This window comes from Roseiflexus sp. RS-1 (assembly GCF_000016665.1).
Taxonomy (GTDB): domain Bacteria; phylum Chloroflexota; class Chloroflexia; order Chloroflexales; family Roseiflexaceae; genus Roseiflexus.
In genome coordinates, this window is record NC_009523.1 from 2,202,497 (window position 1) to 2,225,215 (window position 22,719).

General features: G+C 59.2%; 17 protein-coding genes. 9 read left to right on the plus strand and 8 right to left on the minus strand.

Annotated elements, in window-relative coordinates; genetic code table 11:
• Window positions 1–35 precede the first annotated feature (35 nt).
• Entirely contained in the window at window positions 36–3,032 is a 2,997-nt protein-coding gene (locus ROSERS_RS09245; protein WP_011956521.1) for a hypothetical protein, read from the plus strand.
• Window positions 3,033–3,147: 115 nt separating this feature from the next.
• Here the strand turns inward: ROSERS_RS09245 and ROSERS_RS09250 are convergent, their stop codons facing one another.
• A complete protein-coding gene (locus ROSERS_RS09250; RefSeq protein WP_011956522.1) occupies window positions 3,148–4,140 on the minus strand; it encodes a dihydroorotate dehydrogenase-like protein in 993 nt (330 codons plus the stop codon).
• A 322-nt stretch (window positions 4,141–4,462) separates the two neighbouring features.
• Between ROSERS_RS09250 and ROSERS_RS09255 the strand changes: the two genes are divergently transcribed.
• From ROSERS_RS09255 to ROSERS_RS09270, 4 genes are all read left to right on the plus strand, one after another.
• Complete coding sequence (locus ROSERS_RS09255) at window positions 4,463–5,851, plus strand: alpha/beta fold hydrolase (RefSeq protein WP_011956523.1); 1,389 nt, start codon at window positions 4,463–4,465, stop codon at window positions 5,849–5,851.
• 88 nt (window positions 5,852–5,939) lie between these two features.
• Window positions 5,940–6,146: a type II toxin-antitoxin system HicB family antitoxin gene (locus ROSERS_RS09260; RefSeq protein WP_011956524.1), complete on the plus strand. Its 207-nt coding sequence runs from the start codon at window positions 5,940–5,942 to the stop codon at window positions 6,144–6,146.
• A complete protein-coding gene (locus ROSERS_RS27170; RefSeq protein WP_011956525.1) occupies window positions 6,143–6,355 on the plus strand; it encodes a type II toxin-antitoxin system HicA family toxin in 213 nt (70 codons plus the stop codon). Before ROSERS_RS09260 ends, ROSERS_RS27170 begins: the two co-directional genes overlap by 4 nt.
• Window positions 6,356–6,562: 207 nt before the next feature.
• Window positions 6,563–7,741, plus strand: a complete 1,179-nt coding sequence (locus ROSERS_RS09270; protein ID WP_011956526.1) for a M24 family metallopeptidase — start codon at window positions 6,563–6,565, stop codon at window positions 7,739–7,741.
• 186 nt (window positions 7,742–7,927) lie between these two features.
• Here ROSERS_RS09270 and ROSERS_RS09275 read toward each other — a convergent pair whose 3' ends face one another.
• Together ROSERS_RS09275 and ROSERS_RS09280 are read right to left on the minus strand one after the other, a co-directional pair.
• Complete coding sequence (locus ROSERS_RS09275) at window positions 7,928–9,958, minus strand: alpha-L-rhamnosidase-related protein (RefSeq protein ID WP_011956527.1); 2,031 nt, start codon at window positions 9,956–9,958, stop codon at window positions 7,928–7,930.
• A gap of 30 nt (window positions 9,959–9,988) precedes the next feature.
• The gene (locus tag ROSERS_RS09280) at window positions 9,989–10,861 is read right to left on the minus strand and encodes a LysR family transcriptional regulator (protein ID WP_011956528.1); all 873 of its coding nucleotides are present in this window, start codon (window positions 10,859–10,861) and stop codon (window positions 9,989–9,991) included.
• 174 nt (window positions 10,862–11,035) lie between these two features.
• Here ROSERS_RS09280 and ROSERS_RS09285 point away from each other — a divergent pair, with 174 nt between their 5' ends.
• Genes ROSERS_RS09285 through ROSERS_RS09300 form a run of 4 tightly spaced genes read left to right on the plus strand, consistent with a single transcriptional unit; the run spans window position 11,036 to window position 17,679 of the window.
• The gene (locus ROSERS_RS09285; RefSeq protein ID WP_011956529.1) at window positions 11,036–12,733 is read left to right on the plus strand and encodes a 4Fe-4S dicluster domain-containing protein; all 1,698 of its coding nucleotides are present in this window, start codon (window positions 11,036–11,038) and stop codon (window positions 12,731–12,733) included.
• A 43-nt stretch (window positions 12,734–12,776) separates the two neighbouring features.
• Window positions 12,777–15,821 (plus strand): molybdopterin-dependent oxidoreductase, encoded by a 3,045-nt coding sequence (locus tag ROSERS_RS09290; protein ID WP_011956530.1) that lies wholly within the window; start codon window positions 12,777–12,779, stop codon window positions 15,819–15,821.
• A gap of 19 nt (window positions 15,822–15,840) precedes the next feature.
• The gene (locus ROSERS_RS09295) at window positions 15,841–17,013 is read left to right on the plus strand and encodes a TorD/DmsD family molecular chaperone (RefSeq protein ID WP_232282802.1); all 1,173 of its coding nucleotides are present in this window, start codon (window positions 15,841–15,843) and stop codon (window positions 17,011–17,013) included.
• Between the two features lie 45 nt (window positions 17,014–17,058).
• Window positions 17,059–17,679, plus strand: coding sequence for an FmdE family protein (locus tag ROSERS_RS09300; RefSeq protein ID WP_011956532.1), 621 nt, complete (start codon window positions 17,059–17,061; stop codon window positions 17,677–17,679).
• Here the strand turns inward: ROSERS_RS09300 and ROSERS_RS09305 are convergent.
• The 5 genes from ROSERS_RS09305 to ROSERS_RS09325 form a co-directional block, all read right to left on the minus strand.
• Window positions 17,648–18,829: an ABC transporter ATP-binding protein gene (locus tag ROSERS_RS09305; RefSeq protein WP_011956533.1), complete on the minus strand. Its 1,182-nt coding sequence runs from the start codon at window positions 18,827–18,829 to the stop codon at window positions 17,648–17,650. The two genes, ROSERS_RS09300 and ROSERS_RS09305, sit on opposite strands and share 32 nt — an antisense overlap.
• Window positions 18,826–19,503 carry a molybdate ABC transporter permease subunit gene (gene modB, locus ROSERS_RS09310; RefSeq protein WP_011956534.1) on the minus strand — a complete coding sequence of 226 codons (678 nt, stop codon included), beginning with the start codon at window positions 19,501–19,503 and terminating at the stop codon, window positions 18,826–18,828. The genes ROSERS_RS09305 and modB overlap by 4 nt, the downstream gene beginning before the upstream one ends.
• The gene (modA, locus tag ROSERS_RS09315; RefSeq protein ID WP_011956535.1) at window positions 19,500–20,306 is read right to left on the minus strand and encodes a molybdate ABC transporter substrate-binding protein; all 807 of its coding nucleotides are present in this window, start codon (window positions 20,304–20,306) and stop codon (window positions 19,500–19,502) included. Before modA ends, modB begins: the two co-directional genes overlap by 4 nt.
• A gap of 122 nt (window positions 20,307–20,428) precedes the next feature.
• On the minus strand, window positions 20,429–21,745 hold the full coding sequence (locus ROSERS_RS09320) for a DUF362 domain-containing protein (RefSeq protein WP_011956536.1): 1,317 nt from the start codon (window positions 21,743–21,745) through the stop codon (window positions 20,429–20,431).
• A gap of 283 nt (window positions 21,746–22,028) precedes the next feature.
• Window positions 22,029–22,703 carry an amino acid ABC transporter permease gene (locus tag ROSERS_RS09325; protein ID WP_011956537.1) on the minus strand — a complete coding sequence of 225 codons (675 nt, stop codon included), beginning with the start codon at window positions 22,701–22,703 and terminating at the stop codon, window positions 22,029–22,031.
• Window positions 22,704–22,719: the final 16 nt, after the last annotated feature.

The following is a 22,719-nucleotide window of genomic DNA, read 5'->3' on the forward strand; positions in this document are numbered from 1 at the left end:
TAGCGTGGTGGTGCGGGTGGGGTTTTGCGTGTCTCATGCTCCCGACGACATTACTGCCGTTTCGTCGGTTGCTTGCCCCGCTCGTCGGCTACGCAATGATGGTTGTTGCCGGTTATTGGAGTGTTCGCACAGTTGTCGGACTGAATAGTGCGCTGCCGGTGCTTCTTATCTTCTGCACTATGGTCAATATCCTGGCGTGGCGTCGCACCGGTTCTCCGTGGTCTTGTCGGTTGCCGGTTCAGATGACGCGCAGCGAAGGAGTGGCGCTGTTCCTTCTGATTCTGGCGACGATTGGCGTGGGGGTGTTCCCGCTGATCCACTACAACCAGCCTGCTGCGATCGGCGATGGGTGGGATATCGAGGTGGCACTGCCGATAGCGCGCTATCTGGAGCGCGTCCCGGTCGCAGCGATTGCGACAATGCCCGATAACCCGCTGCGTGATCTGGTCGCCCATCCGCCTCGAATTTCGCATAATATCGGGTTCGCCATCTGGCAGGGGTATGTCGATCTCCTGGGAGGGTTTGAGGCGTTCGTCTCGTTTACTCCGTTGATCGCCTGGTTGCGGGGATTGGGCATTCTGGCGATCTATGCGCTGTTGCGCATCTGGCTTGGATTGCCAGCCTGGACAGCGCTGGCTGGCGCCGGTCTGGCAAGCCTGAATGCGCTCCTTCTCTGGGTGTCCTATTTCAACTTCGAGAAGCAACTTGCCGGGTTTCCGTTGATCCCGCTGGGTCTGGTCATTGGGGCGGCTGCGGTTGAAGAGATCGCACGTTACCGTCTGGCAGCGTGGCGAAGCGCATTCCTGGCGGCCGTAGTCCTGTCCGCTCTGCCGGTCACCTACTATCCGGCGATCACGGTGTGGGCGGCGCTGGCAGCGGGGATGGGCGTGGTGCGTCTGATCGAAGCGCGCAGGAAACCTGCCGAGGCGCCGTCGCCGTGGATGCTGATACGTGCAGCCGCTGCACTGCTGGTACTGACCCTCATGATCGCTGCGCCAACGGTCGAAGACTATCTCAATGGTTTTGGATTTCGCTACAGTCATCAGGTGACATCGCTTGGCATATTCGACTATATTCCGGTCAGCGTTATTGTTGGATTGGAACCGTTTCTTCTGAGTCGCAGCGGATCGGTTGCGCCGGACAGCGTGGTGTATGCTGGCGGTCTGGCGCTGGGCCTGCTTGTGGCGGGTGCGCTCGCGTTCGGACCACTTCGCCTGCGACTGGCGGGGTTGCTCATCGGAGGGATCGTCTATCTGGCCTGGTTGCGGTGGTGGCAGGCATATCCATACGGCTACATGAAAGGCGCCGCGTATGTTGGTTTTGTTTTTTCCGCACTGGCGGCAGCCGGAATCCAGGGGCTCCGCAGGTGGATAGCAGAACGATGGAACAACAACATTATTCAGCGGGTCGGCGCTCACACCGCGTTGATCGTGATTGCGACAGGTTTATGTGCGCTTATGGGGGTCAATCAAGCGCAGGTGGTGGTTGCTCACCTCGATCAACCCGGTCTCTACCCTGACGACGCTCCAACATTGCTCGCATTGCGTCAGATTATCCCGCCCGGAAGCACGGTCACGCTGACGTCTGATCAACGGGTACAGGGCGTTATCAGTGGGTTTGCTGCGTATGCGCTCGACCATACGGTGGTGTGGGGGCATGTACGCACGGGATACACCAGGTCTCAAACAGGCGATATCGATGCTATTGGTGAGTATGGGTTACTCTATGCTTCTGAAGATCCTCTGCTATGGGGGTACACGCAGCCTCCAATCTGGCGCGGCGGTTCGTATGCGCTCTATCGTCGCCCGCCGGAGGTGCAGCGCCATCTTCGCGTGCTGAAACCGCTGGTGCCAGGTGAAACGCTGACGCTGCGTATGAATGTCGAGCAATGGGAGGCGTCGTCCGTCACCGGTTCCGCTTTTCGCTCACTGCGATTGATGGTCGCTTCTCTTGCGCCCGCCGCCATCGAGATCAATGGCATTCCCATAGCAATACCTCCAGGACGCCATACGATGACCCTTGCTGTTCCGCCCTTCCAGGAAGTGAGGATTCGTCACGTTGATGGCGCCCTGCCTCTCATCGAGACGATCACGCTGCTGGCAGATCCTGATCCGAACACGATCCAGGCTATGAGAGTCGTTCACAGTACTCAACCGACAGGCGGCCCTCTGATGCGGGAGGTGACAGGGATCGCTCTGGTCCAGGCATCGGCGGTTGCTTCTGATACGCATATCCTGATGACTCTGGCAGCGCTTCTGCCGGATGCTGGACCGCTGAACGTGGCGCTCGATATCTGGGATGTTGAGCGGGGCGTCCAGTATGGATGGTATGGGCTGCTTGTTATGCCTGAGCCGGAGGTGCAGCGTTTCTCACTGTTCCTGTCGCTTGCTGATGGACAGATGCGCGGAGTATCCGCTCAGGGCGGCGACGTGCCGCTGGGCGCGTATTTTGCCGGGTTGCAACCTGGACGATACACCGCCCGCCTGTATCTTGCTGCCAGTGCTCAGGTGGTGAGTGAGCCAATCGATCTGTTTGGATTTGATATCACGTCTGATCGCGCAATGACGAATGTATGGACACGGGATCATCAGATGCAGGCGATCCGCGCGATCCATCCGACGACGTTCATCAATGTCCGGGTTGCCGATGACGTGGCGATGGTCGGATACACTCTGCTGCCAGCGCGCCCCAAACCGGGAGATACAGTCGACCTGATCATCTGGTGGCGCTCACTGCGCGATGGTCTGGATGAGCGCAGCGTGCTCGTGCATCTTGTTGATGCCGCCGGCACGAAACGTGCGCAAGCGGACGGTCCGCCTGCCGCAGGAACGATGCCAACCGGGAAATGGCGCGCCGGACTGACGATTGTTGATGCGCGGCGCCTCACCCTCCCGGTCGATCTGCCATCCGGCGACTATACGCTTTTGGTGGGGATGTACCGCTGGCCCTCGCTCGAACGCCTGCCGCTGGTGCAGGGAAATGAGTTGCTTCCCGAAGCGGTCTTCCGGGTTCCTGTGGCAATTGGGGAGTGATGTGAACGAGACATATACCAGAAGAACGGGAGGCGTCTCAACCTCCCGTTCTCTGTCAGGATCAGCATACCCTGCCTCGCAGCGTGCTGCTGTCGTGGCGCTCCGGCCGTGGAGTTTACCCGAAGGACCCCAGCGCCCGGATATAGTTCGCCCGTTCGAACGCTGCCGGATTATCGACCGCCTGCTGGCTCATGCTCCCCTGCATCTGCTCGATCGACTCATACTCGTGCTCTTCCATCCAGGTGCGTATGTCCTGCAAGATTGCGGGGATGCGGTCGATGCCGCGCGCGAGCAGTTCGGACGTCATCATTGCCACACGTGCGCCTGCCATCATCGCTTTCAGCACATCTTCCGCCGTGTGCACGCCGCTGGTCAGCGCCAGATCCGCCTTGATGCGTCCGTACAGAATGGCAATCCAGCGCAGCGGCAGGCGTAATTCATCGGAAGTGCTCAGTTTCAGGTTCGGCACCACCTCCAGCGCCTCCAGGTCGAAGTCGGGCTGGTAGAAACGGTTGAACAGCACCAACCCTCTTGCGCCAGCCTCGCTGAACTGTTTCGCAATATTCGCAATGCTGCTGAAGAAGGGACTCATCTTTACCGCTACCGGGATCGTTACCCGGCTGCACACATCGCGGACAAGCCGCAGGTACTGTTCTTCAACCGCTGCGCCGGTAATATCCGGGTCGGTCGCCAGAAAGTAGAGATTCAACTCCAGCGCGTCGGCGCCCGCCTGCTCTACCTTGCGCGCATACTCGACCCAGTCGCCGTCCGAGGGACCGTTGAGGCTGGCGATGATCGGGATGCTGACCCGTTGCTTCAGGGCGTGGACGTGCTCCAGGTATGGCTCGACGCCAAGGTTGTACTGTTCCAAATCGGGGAAGTAGGTGAGCGATTCGGCGAAACTGTAGGCGCCACGGTCGAGGTAGTAGTCGAGTTCGCGCGCCTCGTGGGTGATCTGCTCCTCGAAGAGCGAGAAGAGCACGACGGCGGCGGCGCCAGCGTCCTCCAGGCGTCGCACATTGTCGATCCGCTTTGATAGCGGAGAGGAAGAAGCAACAATCGGGTTCTTCAAGGACAGTCCGAGATAGGTGGTCCGGAGATCAGTCATGGTCAACCCCTCGATCTAAGCCATACGCGGATCGGTGGCTTCAGTATGCGTGATCGCGTGATCGCCTTCAAGTCATAATTGCTTTCCTTGTCGTTAGTGAACGACAACACGATCAAATTTGCATCGTGATTGCAATCGTTCTGTAAGCCGATACCCTGTACCCCGCAGCCGCAATTTCCTACAATCGATGAGAGATGCCGTGCAGACGCGCTCTTGCGGGCGTATCCGTCAACCCGTGGAGCGCAGTGCAACACGCAACGCTGACGCTCTAGCGGCGGCACGATATGTTCCGGCTGTCATCAGCAGAAAACAGGGTGGTACGATGGCGCTCTACACCATTGATCATCAGGCAATCTATCTTGAAGAGAGCGGCCCGGAGAATGCACCATATGCATTTCTCATCCATGGATGGGCGAGTTCGTCATACACATGGAAACCGATCCTGCCCGCCTTGAGTCGCCGCTATCGATGCATTGCAATTGATCTGCCGGGTTTCGGACGTTCGCCCGTACCGTTGCATCCGCCGACAATCCCGTGGTATGCAGACCTTGTTGCGCGCCTGATCGATTATTTCAGTCCCAATCAACCAGTGCTGTTGCTCGGTCACTCGATGGGCGGGCAGATCGGGGCAACCCTGGCGTTGCACTATCCGCTGATCGTCGAACGCATGGTGCTGCTCAACCCGGCGCTCAGCGGGCGACTGTCAACCCGCGTGAATCTCCTGATCGGTCCGCATGTCCTGGCGGAACGATTCCTTCCGCTTGAGTGGTTATTGCACCTGCTCGCCAGAACACCGCTCGATTATACCGATTATCTGCTCAAGCCATCGAACTTTGCCGAGCGCGCACAGGTTTCAGACGAGGATTATCAACGTATTCGCGCCGACGCTCGTCGTCCCGGTCAGGGACGAATGCGCGCCGCCTGCTTTCAAGCCATGCGACAGGGTGATCTGCGGGGAAAGCTGGCAGCAGTCGAACCGCCGGCTCTGGTGATCTGGGGCGCTGAGGATAACATTGTGCCGCTGCGCGATGCGGGAGTTGTCGCTGCCGAGTGGCCCGCCGCCGACCTGCGGATCGTCCCAAACGCCGGTCACTGGCCCCAATTCGAGCAACCTGATGCAACCCTGCGGCATATTGCGCTCTTCCTGGGCTTGCCGCCTGCGGGTGCGGCGCTCCCAGCCGATGCGCGCAATATCGATGAACTGCGGGCGATTGCCCAATTCCTCAACAACTCGGAGATCGGCAGTCACCTCAACGAAGCGCAGCGCATGCGCGTTGCATCACTGCTCCAGCGACGGGTGCTTGCGCCGCGCGAGCGCCTCGCCGCCGCCGGTTCGCGCAGCGAAGAGATGTATATCGTTCAGGACGGATTGCTCGAAGTCTGGATCAATCCGGTTCAGATCGGCGGGGTACACCAGCCTCCGGTACGGATCGCCTTCATGCAAGCCGGTCAGGTTGCCGGAGAGTTGGGGTTGCTCGAAGATGCAGAGCGCAGCGCCGACCTGCGCGCCGGTGATCAGTCAACGGTTGTGCTGGTGCTGACTCGTGAGGCGCTGCATACGCTGGCTGAGGATGATCCGGCGCTGGGGATGCGCCTCATGCAGAATCTGGCAGTCTCGCTTGGACGTCGCCTCCGCCACCAGAACTGGCTGGCGCAGCGCCTCGAACAGCGCTCATTGCTGGGTGGCAGCGTGACGCGGTTGCTGGAGTGATCCAGGTTCACCTGTCACGATCGCAGCGTGGTATAATCCGTGCGGTTGAACCGGACATCTCACTCCGCAGAGTAGAGGAGGGAATACAATGCATGTGACTATCGAAGTCGAGCAAGAGGAAGATGGACGCTGGATCGCAGAAGCGCCTGATCTTCCCGGTGTGCTCGCATATGGGCAAACACGTGAAGAAGCGATTGCTCGAGTGAAGGTTTTGGCTCTGCGCGTGCTGGCTGATCGTCTCGAGCACGGCGAACCCGTTCCTGAAATGAGCGATGTCTTTTCGGTCATGGCATGAGTAAATGGACGGCCACTAAAGCAAAATATGTCCTGGCAGCGCTGTTGCAGATTGGATGGAACATCAAGCGGCAAAGCGGTTCACATCGTATTCTCTCGCGCTCCAATTGGCCCGATTACGTCTTCGCCTTTCACGATAACGAGGAGATCGGACCACGCATGCTGGCACGCATTGCAAAGCATACAGGACTCAGGCCGGAAGATCTATAACAATCTGGAGAAGCGCCTGACAACTCGCTCTGGCTGATTGCTCCCTCGGCTCGCTTCGCTCACCCCGGTCGTAGCGGCTGTACTATATAGGTGATTTTCAAAAGTTTCTTGTTGAGGATTTGTGGAGACTCTTAAGGGGGTGATGGAACTTATTTAGAGTTGGTCGTAGTGTTTTGCGGTTCTCTAACGATGCATCAGGTTACAACTATGCTCTACCACCAGAAGGCTGCTCAGGCGCAGGCATTGCTCGCTGAAACCGGTATCGATGCCTGGTTGATTTTTGTCCGCGAAAGCGCCATTCGACCCGATCCCGGCATCGAACTTGCGATTGGCGTCGATGTCACATGGGATTCGGCGTTTGTGTTTGGTCGCAACGGGCAGCGGGTTGCGATTGTCGGGCGCTATGATGTCGCCGGTGTACGCGCGTCCGGTCTGTTCGATACGATTGTCGGCTACGACGAAAGCATCAGGGAATACCTGATCGAAGCTCTGCGACGCCTCGATCCGCTCACGATCGGTCTGAATTACAGCCTCGATGATCCAACTGCTGATGGACTGACATACGGAATGTTTCTCCATCTCTGCGATCTGCTGGCGGATACGCCCTTTCCTTCGCGTTTCGTGAGCGCGGCGCCGCTGCTGGCAAAACTGCGCTCGCGCAAGGTGCCAGCCGAAATTGAGCGCATTCGCGCAGCAGTTGCCGTCACCGAAGAGATTGTCGATCTGGTTGAGCAACAGATCCGGCCCGGCGTCAGCGAGGCGCAGATCGCGGCTTTCATCCACGATGAGTTTCGGCGTCGCCATCTGGGGAGCGCATGGGCATGGGATGCCTGCCCGATCGTGAACAGCGGTCCCGAATCGGAAGCCGGTCATGGCGGTCCGCGTGATGATATTCTGGTGCAGCCGGGTCATCTGGTGCATATCGATCTTGGCGTGCAGCTCGATGGCTACTGTTCGGATATTCAGCGCATGTGGTATGTCCGTCGCGCTGGCGAAGATGCGCCGCCGCAAGAAGTGCAGCGCGCGTTTGAGACGGTCATTCGAGCGATCGAGGCGGGCGCAGCGGCGCTACGCCCCGGCGTGTACGGCTACGAAGTTGATGCCGCTGCACGTCGGGTTATTGTCGATGCCGGGTATGACGAGTACAAACACGCGCTGGGACATGGTCTGGGACGTGCATGTCACGACGGCGGTCCGTTGCTCGGTCCGCGCTGGCCCCGCTATGGTCGCACCCCGGAGATGCAGGTCGAGGCGGGCAATGTGTACACCCTCGAACTCGGCGTTACCACTTCCGCCGGGTACATTGGCATTGAAGAAGATGTGCTGGTGACCGATCACGGCGTTGAGTTTCTCTCGCGCTTCCAGCGCACGCTGCGGGAGGTGTAGGATGCGCGAGGCGCGAGGGGTTGAAGGTTGAACGTTGCACGTTGCACGTGGGAGGACAACGTGGAGGGGTGCAGCGGCGCTGCGCCCGGACCGGCAGCGGGGGCTGTGGCGGGGGCGACGGAGGGGCGCAGCAGCGCTGCGCCCGTACCGGCAGCGAGGGCAGTGGCGCGCAGGGATGAGGCGCTCTCACTCCTCCCGCTTCAACAACGCCCGACCACCCGGTGTGATGCGAGCTTCGCGCCATGGTTGATCGGCGGCGGCGCGGTAGCGCGCGAGCAGTGGCGTATCACCTTTCAGAAGGCGGATTTCAGCATACTCTGGCGTCACGTGCAGGTCGAGGGTCTGATCGCCCACCCGCAGACCGTGCAGCGTCGCTTCACTCCATCCCGACGGCAGGCGAGGTTCGATGATCAGTTCGTGGCGGTGAGCATGCGGACTGAGTCCGAACAACCCTTCGGTAATACCCTGCACGAACAGTGCGGCGGACCAGAGTTGAATGAAGCACAACCCCTGCGGTATCAGTTCCTTCAGCGTTCCGAGCGTCCCGTAACGCGCCGTGACGCCGATATTGCGCAGCAACTGGATGCCGGTATCCGCGTCGCCGTGGCGGAAGGCTGCCAGTGCCAGCAGTCCGGTCGGCAGTGTCCACACACGCATGTCAGCGCCGCGGGTATGGACCATGCCCCATTCGTTGACCCACTCACGCACGATCCGATCCAGCACCCGCTGAGCCCGTTCCGGTGCAGCAATACCGGTCAACACGGGGAGCAGGACAGTCCAGTGCCCGTCGAACTGTTGCCGACCGTCGAGGTGCAACGAGTCGGCGTACATTCCCTCCTGCTCAATCCACCAGTCGGACTCAAAGCGTGCCGTGAGTTCACCGGCATATCCGGCGAACCGGACAGCATCACCCGGTCGTCCAAGCGTCAGCGCCATATCGCGCAACGTCGTCAATGCCTGGTAGAGGTAGCACACCACATCGAGTTTGCATGCGCCCATACCGGGAACTTCAACAACGCCGTCGCCAATCGGGTAGCCGCGTCCTTCGAGTGTTGCGCTGAAATGCTCCAAACCCTCGACGCATAGCGGATACATCCGCTCTAGAAAGTCCAGGTCGCCGCTCCAGCGCACATAATCCCAACAGGCGACGGCAAACTGCGGCGTTTCCTGAATGTTGCCCGGATGGTAGACACGCCCATTCGTAGTGATTTCATGGGGAACGCGGCTGCATGCGCGCCAGGCATACCGTCCGAGTTCCTCGAGTGCACTGCGCGCGGTACTGGCAAACCCGCTGGCGACGACGCCAGGGACGCTGTACGTTGTATCACAACCGAAGAGTTGCGGATACTCCGGCAGTCCCGCGAGCAGGTATGGCGCAAGCGCCGGGCGATAGTCGGCTCTGAGCATGTGGATATTCTGCCGCGCCACCTGCCAGTAGCGGTTGATGTCCCGGTCGGGGGTTTCCAGGCGTATCGCACTGGTAATCGTGCGATAGAGAGCAATCTTTGACGAAAGAGTATCCACCGCGGCGCGCAGCACATTCCCCGGCAACGGATCATCGTTGCGCTGCACGGCAAGCCGCCATTGCAGCGCCAGCGCCTCGCCGGGCTGCACTATCAGCGGGAAGCGCGCCTGCGCCATCCTTCCGCTGATTTCCCACACAGATGGCGATGCGCTGACCAGTGTCACGGTGACGCCAGCATACGCGCCTGTTGCGCGCCAGGCAACGCCTCCGGGGATGGTATCTATCTCCGGTTCGGCAGGCGCGACGCCGCCGAACCAGCAGAAGCGCAGGTCGGCTTCGGCGCGCAGCAGCACGGTTGCATTTACCGGTGCGGCGCCGTCGTTGCGCGCCAGCAGGGTTGCGTAGTAGTGGGGCTGATCATCAGCCGCGAATTCCGTCCATTCGAGCGTCAGAGTTCCGACCGTAAAGTGGCGGGTAACGTATGCACCGAACAGATCACAGCGGACGGCGTGATCGAGCGGGGTTACGATGCCTTCCATTTCCAGTGCCAGCGCCCATCCGTCCATGATCCGCAGCGGATGCGCCCAGACACCCCCCATGGTGTCGCGCAGATGCCATTCGCCAAACGGATGTCGCTCCCCGCCAATCGTTGTGATGGCGTAGATACGTTGCCCGCTGATAAAGACCGGCGTGGTCGGCGTTGCTTCCGACTCCCAGACATTATCATCGATGAAATAGCGCTGAAGTGTCACAGAACCTCTATCCTTTCCATCAACAACGGCTTATGCCATACGGAGCCATGCATCGAGCGCATGGCTCATCGGACGATCAACATGGCGCACGCAGGTGAGCGAACGGCGGATCGTCAGATCCTCAACCCGCAAAATGACCAGTCGCCGCGTTTCCAGTTCGAGTTGAACTGTAAAACGCGAGACGACGCTGATTCCAAGTTGGGCAGCGACCGCTTGCTTGATCGCTTCCGTACTTCCCAATTCCATAACGACCCGCATGGCGATCCCGCAGCGGGCAAACGCCTGTTCCGTCGTCTCGCGCGTTCCCGATCCGGCTTCGCGGATAATAAAAGGCGCCATGTGGAGATCACGCGCCGTCAGTGAAGGTCGTTGCGCCAGCGGATGGTCGGGAGATGCAATAACGACCAGTTCATCTTCGCGCCACGGTGTAAGTACGAGATCGCTCTGCTCAACCGGTCCTTCAACGTATGCCACATCCAGGCGATGATCCAGCACATGCCTGACGATCTGTTGTGTATTGCCAATGTCGAGAAACAGTTCGATGCCGGGATAGCGACGATGATAGATGCCAAGCAGCACGGGCAGCATATAGATGCCGATGGTTGTGCTGGCGCCAATTGCCAGATGCCCTGTCTGCAGGGTTTGCAACTCCTCCAGCGATAGTTCCGCCAGGCGTTCGAGAGCAAAGATACGCCGGGCGTGCAGAACCAGCCGTTTTCCAGCTTCTGTCAGAATCACACCGCGTGAGTGTCGCTCAACCAGCGCCATGCCGACCTGTCGCTCGAGTTCACGCACCGCGCGCGACACCGCCGACTGACTGATATGGAGCGCTTCGGCTGCGCCGGTAAAACTTCCCTGCGTTGCAACCGCTGTAAAGATACGCACCAGGTGCAGGTTCAGCATGGGTATGATCGAATGTTATAGCTGCTATCGAAAAGACATGCTTGTTGCATAGTATACTCTCTATTACAATATCAACCACAATTTCTCCGCATACCAGAATCTCCCGAACTCAACCCTGGCAGATCCAACAGATCTCTGGCGGCAACGCTGATGTTGAAGCAAGGAAGACCGGACATGCCAAACTATGGTTTCCTCATCGATCACCGCAAATGTATCGGATGCCATGCATGCAGCACTGCGTGCAAATCGGAAAATGAAGTGCCGCTTGGCGTCTACCGGACGTGGGTCAAGTATGTCGAGGCAGGAACCTTTCCTGACACCCGCCGCTACTTTCAGGTTACCCGCTGCAATCACTGTGCGAACCCGCCATGTGTTCGCATCTGCCCGGTGACGGCGATGTATCAGCGATCGGACGGGATCGTCGAGTTCGATCCGCGCGTCTGCATCGGCTGTAAGGCATGCCTCCAGGCATGTCCGTATGATGCCATCTACATCGATCCGGAAACGCGCAGCGCCGCCAAATGTCACTTCTGTTCACACCGGATCGAGCTGGGGTTGAAACCGGCATGCGAGGTGGTCTGTCCAGAGCAGGCGATCATTTCTGGCGACCTCGATGATCCCAACAGCCTGATCCGGCGCCTGATCGCCCGTGAGCCGGTGACGGTGCGCAAACCTGAGCAGGGAACGGCGCCAAAGTTGTTCTATATCGATGCGAACGAGGTGACGCTCACGCCAACGACATCGTCACACCATGCGACGTTTGTCTGGGCTGATGTGACCAGTGATCAGGCGCGGTCGCTGGCAACGCAGCGCGACATCATTCCGCTGGAAGCGGCGCATTCCGGGTCGTCCAACGGGCGCACAGCGCACCATGCAGCCAGCGGTGTCCCGCTGCGCATTCCTGGCGTTCAGGGTCTGGGATATGGCGGCAATGCGTTCGCCCCGGCGCGTGTTGCCGGTCAGATGGTTCAGACCGCATACAATGCGCAGCATAAGATTCCGTGGCACTGGCCCGTGCCAGCGTACCTGGTGACAAAAGGCATTGGGAGCGGCATATTTATGGCGACGGCGCTAACCATTGGTCTGGGCATCGCGTCGCTTTCGCCGTTCTTTACCGCCGTGGCACTCTTCCTTGCGCTATTGTTCACCGGCATCACAACAGCGTTGTTGGTCTATGATCTCGAAAAACCGCGTATGTTCCTGACCATCCTCACGCGCCCGCAATGGCGCAGCTGGTTGACGCGCGGTGCGTTCCTTCTGATCGCCTTCACAGCGGTTGCTGGAGTGTGGTTCCTGGTTGAGGCGGGCATGGCTGCCGGTATGTTGTCCGAGGCGACAGGAATGGCGTTGCGTTCGATCTTTGCCTGGGTTGGCCTTCCGTCAGGAGTTATGGCAGCTATCTACACAGCGTTCCTCTTTGCCCAGGCGGAAGGACGCGATCTCTGGCAAAGCCCGTTGCTCCCCCTTCATCTGCTGATCCAGGCATTGATGGTTGGATCAGGAACGCTTCTGGCAACTGGACTGGCGCTGCCGTTGCCAGCGGGGATGGATACGTTCATTGTCTGGCTTTTCGGGGTGAGCCTGGCGCTCGACCTGTTCGTTACCCTTCTCGGCGAGTCTGGCATCCCTCACGCCAGCGAAGTTGCCGCGCGCGCCGCTCACGCTATCAGCCACGGTCACTACCGTCGCTATTTCTGGCAGGGGAGCATTCTGCTGGGGCATCTGCTGCCATTGGCGCTCATTGCTCTGGCAGTCGCATTTCCAGCAACCGGCGGTATGGCGCTGGCACTCGCGGGTGTCGCGGCGATCATTGGATTGTACGCCTTCGAATACGCTTTTGTGATGGCGCCGCAGGAGGTGCCGAACAGTTGATCTCCGGCAATGTGATGCTGATCCAATTGCAAAGGATACTCCCATGGCTGACTCACTGGTGAAGAACATCCTGCGCACACTGGCGCAGCGGCAGCGTGCGGAAGCGCAACAGGAAGTCGTTGCGCGCCAACCGGCGACACAGCCCGGCGCCGTCGAACGGAGTGTGCCACAACCGGCGCCAGCGCATGCCGTGCAAGGAGCGACTGCCGAATTGAGCGGCTACCCGCCGGTTGAGCGCTGGCAGCACTGGACGGAGTATGACCCGAAGGCATGGCCCCAGAAAATCTCGCGTTCCTATACGCTGGTTCCGACGATCTGCTTCAACTGCGAAAGCGCCTGTGGACTCCTGGCGTATGTCGATACATCCACGCTCAAGATTCAGAAATTCGAGGGCAATCCATTACATCCCGGCAGTCGTGGTCGCAATTGCGCAAAAGGACCGGCAACGCTCAATCAGGTGTATGACCCGGATCGCATTCTCTACCCGCTCAAACGAGTCGGGCGGCGTGGCGAAGGGAAATGGAAGCGTGTCAGTTGGGACGAGGCGCTCGATGATATTGCGGCGCGCATCCGCTGTGCCATCGTCGAAAAACGCCTGACCGAAATCATGTACCACGTCGGTCGTCCGGGGCACGATGGCATCATGGAATGGGTACTGCCCGCCTGGGGGGTGGATGCCCACAATTCGCACACGAATGTCTGCTCGTCGAGTGCGCGTTGTGGACAGGCGTTGTGGATGGGGTATGATCGCCCTTCGCCCGATCATGCGCACGCACGAGTCATTCTGCTGATCAGTTCGCACCTGGAGACCGGACACTACTTCAACCCGCACGCGCAGCGCATTATGGAAGGGAAAATGGCAGGCGCGAAACTGATTGTCTTCGACACGCGCCTGTCGAACACCGCATCGCTGGCTGATGAGTGGATCGCCCCCTGGCCCGGCAGTGAAACCGCGATTTTGCTGGCGATCGCCCGGCATCTGATCGTCACCCGGAAATATGACCGCACCTTTGTGCGTCGCTGGGTCAACTGGGAAGAATACCTGCGCCACGAGCATCCCGATCTGCCGCTGCGTTTCGAGACGTTTGAGGCGAAACTGGAAGAACTCTATGCCCGCTACACGTTCGAGTTTGCGGCGCAGGAGAGCGGCGTGAGCGTCGAGCAGATCGCGCGGGTAGCGGATTACATTGCGCAGTGCGATGGTCGCCTTGCGACCCATACCTGGCGGAGCGCCACCAGCGCCAATCTGGGTGGATGGATGGTCGCTCGCTGTCTCTGGTTCCTGAATGTGCTGACCGGATCGATAGGCAAGGAAGGCGGCACATCGGCGAACGTGTGGGACAAATGGGTTCCGCGCCATCCGAATATGGCGCCGCACGTCAAAGTGTGGAACGAACTGACCTGGCCCCAGGAATACCCGCTCAGCTTCTACGAACTGAGTTATCTTCTCCCGCACTTTCTCAAAGAACAGCGCGGCAAGATCGACGTTTACTTCACCCGTGTGTACAACCCGCTCTGGACCAATCCCGACGGCATGAGCTGGATGGAAGTGTTGACCGACGAGTCGAAGATCGGGTTGCATGTACACCTTTCGCCGGGCTGGAGCGAGACGGGTCTGTTCGCCGATTATATTCTGCCGATGGGTCATGGCGCCGAGCGCCACGATATGATGAGTCAGGAAACCCATGGCGGTTGCTGGATCGCATTTCGCCAGCCAGTGATCCGCGAGGCGCTGCGCCGTCTGGGCAGACCGGTCGATGACACGCGCAAGGCGAATCCCGGCGAAGTATGGGAAGAGACCGAGTTCTGGATCGAACTGTCGTGGCGGATTGACCCGGACGGCAGTCTGGGAATTCGCAAAACATTCGAAAGCCCGTATCGACCCGGCGAGAAGATCACCGTGGATGAACTCTACGGCTGGATGTTCGAGAACCATGTGCCCGGATTGCCCGAAGCGGCGGCGAAGGAAGGGTTGACGCCGCTGGAATATATGCGTCGCTATGGTGCGTTTGAAATACGCAAAGGCGTTCAGCCGACCTATGATCAACCCCTGGCTGAATCGGAAGTGGAAGGTGTAACGGTCGATCCGGAAACACGCGTGGTCTATACAAAGAAGCCGGCTGCTCCCTCATCGAACATCACGCCGGTGCCATACTTCCAGCCGGACCCGGAGCGTGGCCGTCCGATTGGGGTGCAACTCGAAGATGGCTCACTCGTGTCTGGCTTCCCTACGCCGTCACGCAAACTGGAGTTTTATTCCACCACCATGCGCCATTGGGGATGGCCCGAATATGCAATCCCGACATACGTTCACAGCCACGTGCATCCCAGCAAGATCGACCGCGAGCGAAACGAAGCGATTCTGCTCTCGACGTTCCGTCTACCGACGCTGATCCACACTCGCAGCGGTAACGCGAAGTGGCTCTATGAGATCAGTCACAAGAATCCGGTCTGGATCCACCCCTCCGATGCGCAGCGACTTGGCGTGCAGACCGGTGACCTGATCAAAGTCGTCACCTCGATAGGGTACTTTGTCGATCGGGTCTGGGTGACGGAAGGCATTCGTCCGGGGGTCATCGCCTGTTCCCACCATCTTGGGCGCTGGCGACTCCGGGAGGATGAAGGGGGGAAACTTTCGACGGCGCTGGTCGAACTTGCGCCTGCGGGTGAGTCGCGGTGGCAGATGCGCCAGGTGCACGGAATCAAACCGTATGCGAGCGCTGACCCCGATACCGAACACATCTGGTGGGAAGATGCTGGTGTTCATCAGAATCTGACCTTCGCCGTTCAGCCGGATCCGGTCAGCGGCATGCACTGCTGGCATCAGAAAGTGCGTCTGGAGCGGGCAGGACCGGACGACCGGTACGGTGACATTTTTGTCGATACCCGGCGCGCGCACGAGGTGTACCGGGAATGGCTGGCAATGACCCGCCCGGCGAGTCAGGTATCACCGAACGGTCTCCGGCGACCGCACTGGTGGCTCCGTCCATTCCGCCCCGATCTGGAAGCCTATTATCTTCCCGGTCGAGACCCCGGCAACGGGCATATCGCCGTCCATGCGGTATCAGCTTCCGATCATAAGAAATGAGCTCAGGTATTGCGAAGAGATGCAGCGATCGCGCCGATTGCTGCATCTCTTCCATCCCATTCTGGAAGCCTGGCATCTGTCCGGTCGAACAACCCGGCGACGCGCATATCGTCCATACGTCGCCAGTATCATATCACGAGGGACGAGTATGGAGAGTGGAGAACTTCTAGAAGCCAGACAGACCCTCTACAGATTGCTGGCGCACCTCTATCTGCATCCGCCAGAACTGTCAACCCTGGCGACGCTACAGACCATACCTGGTCTGGGGGACGCAGCGCCTGAAACGATTGATGGACTCGAGCAGCTTCAGGTCGAGTACGAATACATTTTCGGGCGCAACGCATATCCTTACGAGTCGCTCTACGTCGATCACGACCTGATGCTGAATACCGCCGCCGCGAACCGATTTGCGCAACTCTGCCAGGATTGCGGGTTTGCGGAAGAGTCGCCGGTTGGCGCGCCGGATCACCTTGGGCGCCAGTTGGGACTTATGGCGTATCTGCTGGCGATCGAGATCAGCGCACTGCGTGAGCAGAACCCCGCGTTACTGACATGGGCGCGTGCGCATCAGCACCGCTGCCTGAGCGACCATCTCGCCCACTGGGCGCCGGTCTTCCTCGGAGTGGTTGAGCGTGTGGCGAATCATCCCCTGTACCGCACTGTTGCACAGGTAACGCTCGAATTGATCCTGAACGATCTCGAGCGGAGCGCCAGCCTGCCGCTCTGGATTCCGCTCGATGAACGTCGGGTCGCCCCTGATCCGACCCCGTCTCCTGTGCAGGATGAGGACGCCGGCGCGTTGTCTGCGCATACTGGCGATGACAGTGCACGTGACCTCAACCAGATTGTGCGCTCCCTGATCATCCCCAATATTGCCGGAATGTTCATCAGTCGTTATGACATCAGCATGCTCGGTCGTCGCCTGCGAATCAAGGCGCCGATACGCGAGCGGAAGCAGATGATGCGCGATCTCTTCGATGTCGCCGCCCGGTTTGATCTCGTCCCGACGCTCCTGGATCACCTGGATGAACTTTTCGCCACTGAGTTCTGGCGCCTGGCGGTGCTGACAGAACGGTATCCGGCGTGGACGGCACATGCCCGCCACTGGCTCTTCCGGCTCGAACAGAGTCGGGAGATGGTGCGCGACCTCCGCGCGCAGTATCTGACGTATCAGATGCAGGAATCACAGTGAGTTGCACACTCCTCGAGATGGTTATACATATTTGTGGTGATGATAATGATCGAGACCATTCCCAACAATTCGCTGCTCGATGACATCCTCGAACACTCGGCGGCATTGCACCGCCATCTCTGTCCGCGACAGGTACTGGGTGCACGTATGGGCATTCTGGCGGGACGATTGCTCGGCCTGGAGTTGCCGCAGCAGAACAAGCGGCTGTACACATTCGTCGAAACTGATGGATGCTTTGCCGACGGGGTCGGCGCTGCAACTGGATGCTGGCTGGGTCGGCGCACCATGCGCCTGATCGATCACGGCAAGGTTGCAGCAACGTTTGTCGATACGCGCACCCGGCGCGCCGTGCGAATTCGCCCGCATCCACAGGCGCGAACGGAAGCGCGGCACTACGCTCCGGGCGCAAAAAGTCGCTGGCACGCTTATCTCGAAGCCTATCGGATCATGCCGGATGATGTGCTGCTTGAGGCGCAATGGGTCGAACTGACCCTGGATCTCGACCGGTTGATCAGTCGTCCGGGAGCGCGAACGGTATGCCATGGGTGTGGCGAAGAGATCATCAATGAGCGCGAAGTAACGCTGGATGGAACGATCCTGTGCAGGGGATGCGCATTCGAGGAGGATCGCTACGTCAGGTCAGTGACGACGATGCCGGATCGATAACACCTGTGTCGGGCACGCGCTCTGAAAGGATCGTCCCGATCGGCGGCGAAACTCGTTCTCGCGGTGCAATCACCACAATACTTTCCTTCCGCAGCGCGAGGCGCACACGTTCACCGGGAGTCAGGTTCATTGTTGCATACAACGACGACGGGTAGATGACTTCAATCGGACGACCGTCGGGCAGCGCGACTCGCAATCGATACATATGGCGCTCCAGCCGTCGCTCGACCACGATGCCTTCCAGATGATTGTGTATCACCATACGACTGAGCGAACGATCAGGATAGACGAGGCGAATATCTTCCGGGCGAATGTATGCGGTGATCTCCGCTCCCAAAGGCGCGTTGATCGGCGGCGCTTCCAGGAAGATTCCATCCCAATCGAGCAGCGATCCTGATGGTCCGGTTTCTATCACCTGCGCGTTCATCGCATTTGGAATGCCAAGAATGTCAAGAACGTGACGATTTGCCGGGCGGGTAAAGACATCATTGATGCGCCCGATCTGTTCGAGGCGCCCGTCGCGGACCACTGCCAGGCGATGCCCGACGGCGAAGGCATCGTCGAGATTATGCGTCACGTATAGCACGACCAGGCGCCGTTCCGCCTGCACCATGCGAATCTCTTCGTGCAGGCGCTCCCGGACAGGACGATCAAGGGCTGAGAACGACTCGTCGAGCAGCAGGATATGCGGTTCGGTTGCCAGAGCACGGGCGATGGCAATGCGTTGTTGCTGTCCCCCCGACAGTTCGTGCGGCATGCGGTGCGCCAGGTGCGCCAGATGCATGCGTTCCAGCAACTCCATCGCACAGTCTCTGGCATCACGCCGTCTTCCCAGAGGAAACGCCACGTTTTCGAGTGCGCTCATATGTGGAAACAGAGCGTACTGCTGGAACACATAGCCAATGCGCCGCTTTCGCGCCGGCAGGTTGACGACCGGTTTGCCCGGCATACGCTGGAAGAAGATCGCATCATCGAAGCGAATCTGCCCGCTATCTGGCGTCGAGAGACCGGCGACCGCCTGGAGCGTCTGAGTTTTGCCAGCGCCGGAAGGACCAAAAAGCACCAGGATTTCCGCCTCCGCCGCGAAGCGCATCTCCAGGGTTGTTTGTCCCAGGCGTTTGATGAAATCAACGGTGAGTTGCGGAGTCATACGCTGCTCTCAGCATCATCAGCACGCCGGTACTGTGGCGCCGGTTCCAGTTGACGCGCCAGCAGCAGCCCGGCAAACGCCAGCCCGGTCATCACCAGCACCATCAGATGGGCGTCGGCGTAGCGTTGCGCCTGAACCGCATCATAGATTGCGACCGGCAGCGTCTGGGTGCGACCGGGAATATTCCCGGTAATCATCAATGTTGCGCCAAACTCGCCGAGCGCGCGCGCCGAACCCAGGATCACGCCTGCCAGGATGCCGCGCCGGGCTAAGGGGAGCGTCACACGCCAGAGGATGCGCAGTTCGCTTGCGCCCAGCGTGCGCGCTGCGTTCTCCAGCACCGGATCGACATTTGCGAGCGCCGCGCGACTGCTCTGCACCATGAGCGGGATGCCCACCACTACCGATGCCGCAACTGCTGCCTGCCATGTGAACAGTATCCGGATATTGAACCACTCGAACAGCGGGCTTCCTCGACCAAACGCCAGCAGAAGGTAGTAGCCAATAACGCTGGGTGGCAGCACCAGCGGCAGCATAATGACTGTCTCAACCAGTATTTTTCCCCGGAACCGGGTGCGCACCAGCATCAGGGCAATGAGCAGCCCTGCCACAAGGATAATGACGCTTGCAATCGCGTTGACCTGAAGTGACAACCAGAAAGCGGGCCAGTTCATCGACTGACGATCTCTCCAGGCAGAATGAAGCCGTACTTCTTCATGATCGCATGCCCCTGTGCACTGTTGACGAACGCGATAAACTGACGCGCCTCCGCTTCACGCTGCGTTCCGGCAACGACCGCTGCCATCTGAAGCAGTGGATGGTCGGGGTGCAACTCTGCGGGAATAAGATTCCATTTGCCGTTACTTTGAACACTAAGCGAGAGCGCGACAATAGCGGCATCAACATTGCCGGTATCTGCCAGGGTCAGCGTTTGGGCGACATTCTCCCCGAAGACGAGGCGCGGTTGCACTGCGTCCCAGACACCAGCTCGCTCCAGCGCCTCTTTTGCTGCCTGACCGTAAGGGGCATGCTCAGGATTGGCGATCGCGATCCGCCGGTAGACCGGATCGCGCAGATCCTCCACGCGCGTCGGTTGTAGCGGGCTATCGGGGCGTGTCCAGATGGTGATGCGCCCCTGTGCGTAGATCTCCATTGTATCGGCAATCACCAATCCCTTGTCATTCAATGCTTCGATGAACGACTCGTTTGCCGCATAGAAGAGGTCGAACGGTGCGCCGCGTTCGATCTGCTGCGCCAGTTGACCGGTCGAACCAAAGTTGAACACAACCTTGATACCGGTCTGCTCCTCGAAGAGCATGCCGATCTCATTGAACGCTGGCGTTAAATCAGCGGCAGCGGCAACGACCAGTTCTCTATCACCCGCAGCGCCTGACGGCGACGAAGGGAAGGGTAATGCGCCACACGCGCTGGCGACCAGGAGCGGGATGATCACGATCAGTGCAGGACGATGATACATATGAGACTCTAACGTTGAACGTTAAGCGCTGAACGTTCAACGTTGAACGTTCAACATTCGAGGAATGATATACAACATATCAGCATGTGTCAATGCATCGGTAACGCCTGATCGCACTGCGGTTACGTCAGGTTGACACGCTCGTAGACGATCCGGCTATACCCGCTTCCCCAGGGATCGCCCCGCTCATAGACGCCAAGCCCGGCTTCGGCAGCGAGGCGGAGATAGTCGTCCGCAGAAGGGGTTTCACCGCTCTCGGCGCGCAGAAAATCGGCCATCACACAATCGATGGCGACCGGATCGCGGGAGAAGAACAGACTGTTGGGCGCAGCATTGCCAAACGTGCGCCAGCGTTGCGGCACACTCAGATTGTTGATCCTGTCGCCGAACAATCCGTCGCCAATCGTCAGCACCGTTTTCCCCCGGATCTGCGGATGGTTGTTGATATCGACCAGCGGATTGTAGGTGGAGGAATAGAAGCGCGCTCCGATGTCGGTATAGTTGTGCAGTACGTTGCAGCGATCAATCGAACCAAAATGGTTCTTGAACCCCAGGCTGATGCCCGCGCCAACATGACGTTTCATGATCGGCATATTGATCAGATAGTGAAGATTGACGAGCGCATTGCATATCGCCAGATCGGGGATTGGCGCGTTCGGCGGGGCATTGAATCGAATCTTTTCGGTTGTGCTGAAGCCGAGTTCGGGATGTTCATCGGCATAGGAGGCGTACTGAATATCCGGGTAGGCGCAACGTCGTTTGAAACGCAACGGAATCACTCCCTGCCGGTCACCGTGCGATACATCGAAAATCCAGATGTCCTGCTGCGCAACGCCAATTGCCAGCAATCCGGCAATAATCGCGTTGATCGGGTCCATCAGGGCGTCGATCTGGTTGTCGTTGTCGTTGCGGTCGGCATTGTTGAAATTGACCTTGATGCCGATCCGTTGTCCTGGTTGATAATGCGGCAGAAGGGCAGCCCACGCATCAGCGCGCGTCGCGGTGCGCGTCAGGCGGGTAACGCCTTCGTCCACCATGGCGGCAACCACACGCGCGTCAACACTGTCGCCGTACCAGCCGGTTGAGTAATTCCAGAATGTTGCGCGTGAGCTGTAGGTGTGGACGACGTGGTGGCGCAGCAGAGGAACCGATGTTGTGGTAGGAGATGGCGTGGCGATGGGGGATGGCGTGGCGGTAGGGGATAGAGTGGCGGTGGGAGATGGCGTGGCGGCGGGGGATAGCGTCGAAGTGAGGGGAGTGTCGCGCTTATCGACGACAATCAGCGGGCAGTAGACGCGCGCTGTTACCACCGGAGCAGCGTCTGAGGGGCGTACTGCGTATCCAATTGTGCGCTGCACGTGATCGATCAACAATCCATGTGCAGCGACAATCCCGGCAATCAGGAACTGACGGCGGGAGATGCGCGGTTCGTGTTGCATGATGTTCCTCCTAAATAAAGAGCATGAAACCAGGAGTGCCAGCGCAGGTCTGTTCTCAACAGTTCTCTGTGCGAGCAGCAGGCGGAGACCCGCAGCACGGATATGCTGGCAACCACATACCAGCGCTGCGCACTGCGCTGCAACGCGAAAGCAAATCTATCGCTATCGTTGCGTTATGTGACGGGGTGATCGTGCAGAGCGTCCTGGTGAGATGGGGCGCGGAAGAACTTTGCGATTTCTACTCTATCATACTGCGCGTCGGTATGCAATCCCGGCTCCGGGGTTATTCCGTTCCGCCGGTCAATCCAGGAATGCGCACCCGACGTTCGATCCAGGTCAGGATCAGATAGGTGATTCCGACAAGCACAATGTAGAACACCGCCACAATCAGGTAAATCTGGATCGGAGCGAAGTAGCGACTCGACAGAATCTTCGCCTGACCCATGAGGTCAGGAACGGCGATCAGAAACACCACCGACGTATACTTCAGCATGGCAACCGCTTCGTTCGACCAGGCAGGCAACGCCAGGCGCACCGCCTGCGGCAGAATGATGCTCCAGATCGCCTGCCATTTGCTCATACCGAGCGCTCGTGCAGCGGTCATCTGTCCTTCGCTGACCGACTGCAATGCGCTGCGCAGGTACTCCGCCTGATATGCGGCACTGTTGAGACCCAGCGTGAGAAAAGCCGCCTGCAGGCGTCCCAGCGTGATCCCGATATCGGGAAGACCATAGTACGCCATGAACAACTGGATCAGCAGCGGCGTTCCCTGAAAAAGGGTCACATATGCGCCAAGAATGCGCTGGACCCACCCCGGTCCGTACACCCGCCCAACGCCGACCGGCAACCCGATGATCATCCCCAGCGTCAGCGAGACCGCCGCAATCTGGAGTGTGACAACGGTGCCCTGCAACAGGTCGGGCGTTACTTTTCCCAGGAGATCGATAATATCGTTCATCGTATGATACAAGAGA

Excerpts from the sequence above, each read along its gene's own strand:
- ROSERS_RS09245 (WP_011956521.1), top strand. The coding sequence starts at position 36 with ATGCTCCCGACGACATTACTGCCGTTTCGTCGGTTGCTTGCCCCGCTC.
- ROSERS_RS09250 (WP_011956522.1), bottom strand. The coding sequence starts at position 4,140 with ATGACTGATCTCCGGACCACCTATCTCGGACTGTCCTTGAAGAACCCG.
- ROSERS_RS09255 (WP_011956523.1), top strand. The coding sequence starts at position 4,463 with ATGGCGCTCTACACCATTGATCATCAGGCAATCTATCTTGAAGAGAGC.
- ROSERS_RS09260 (WP_011956524.1), top strand. The coding sequence starts at position 5,940 with ATGCATGTGACTATCGAAGTCGAGCAAGAGGAAGATGGACGCTGGATC.
- ROSERS_RS27170 (WP_011956525.1), top strand. The coding sequence starts at position 6,143 with ATGAGTAAATGGACGGCCACTAAAGCAAAATATGTCCTGGCAGCGCTG.
- ROSERS_RS09270 (WP_011956526.1), top strand. The coding sequence starts at position 6,563 with ATGCTCTACCACCAGAAGGCTGCTCAGGCGCAGGCATTGCTCGCTGAA.
- ROSERS_RS09280 (WP_011956528.1), bottom strand. The coding sequence starts at position 10,861 with ATGCTGAACCTGCACCTGGTGCGTATCTTTACAGCGGTTGCAACGCAG.
- ROSERS_RS09285 (WP_011956529.1), top strand. The coding sequence starts at position 11,036 with ATGCCAAACTATGGTTTCCTCATCGATCACCGCAAATGTATCGGATGC.
- ROSERS_RS09290 (WP_011956530.1), top strand. The coding sequence starts at position 12,777 with ATGGCTGACTCACTGGTGAAGAACATCCTGCGCACACTGGCGCAGCGG.
- ROSERS_RS09295 (WP_232282802.1), top strand. The coding sequence starts at position 15,841 with ATGCAGCGATCGCGCCGATTGCTGCATCTCTTCCATCCCATTCTGGAA.
- ROSERS_RS09300 (WP_011956532.1), top strand. The coding sequence starts at position 17,059 with ATGATCGAGACCATTCCCAACAATTCGCTGCTCGATGACATCCTCGAA.
- ROSERS_RS09305 (WP_011956533.1), bottom strand. The coding sequence starts at position 18,829 with ATGACTCCGCAACTCACCGTTGATTTCATCAAACGCCTGGGACAAACA.
- modB (WP_011956534.1), bottom strand. The coding sequence starts at position 19,503 with ATGAACTGGCCCGCTTTCTGGTTGTCACTTCAGGTCAACGCGATTGCA.
- modA (WP_011956535.1), bottom strand. The coding sequence starts at position 20,306 with ATGTATCATCGTCCTGCACTGATCGTGATCATCCCGCTCCTGGTCGCC.
- ROSERS_RS09320 (WP_011956536.1), bottom strand. The coding sequence starts at position 21,745 with ATGCAACACGAACCGCGCATCTCCCGCCGTCAGTTCCTGATTGCCGGG.
- ROSERS_RS09325 (WP_011956537.1), bottom strand. The coding sequence starts at position 22,703 with ATGAACGATATTATCGATCTCCTGGGAAAAGTAACGCCCGACCTGTTG.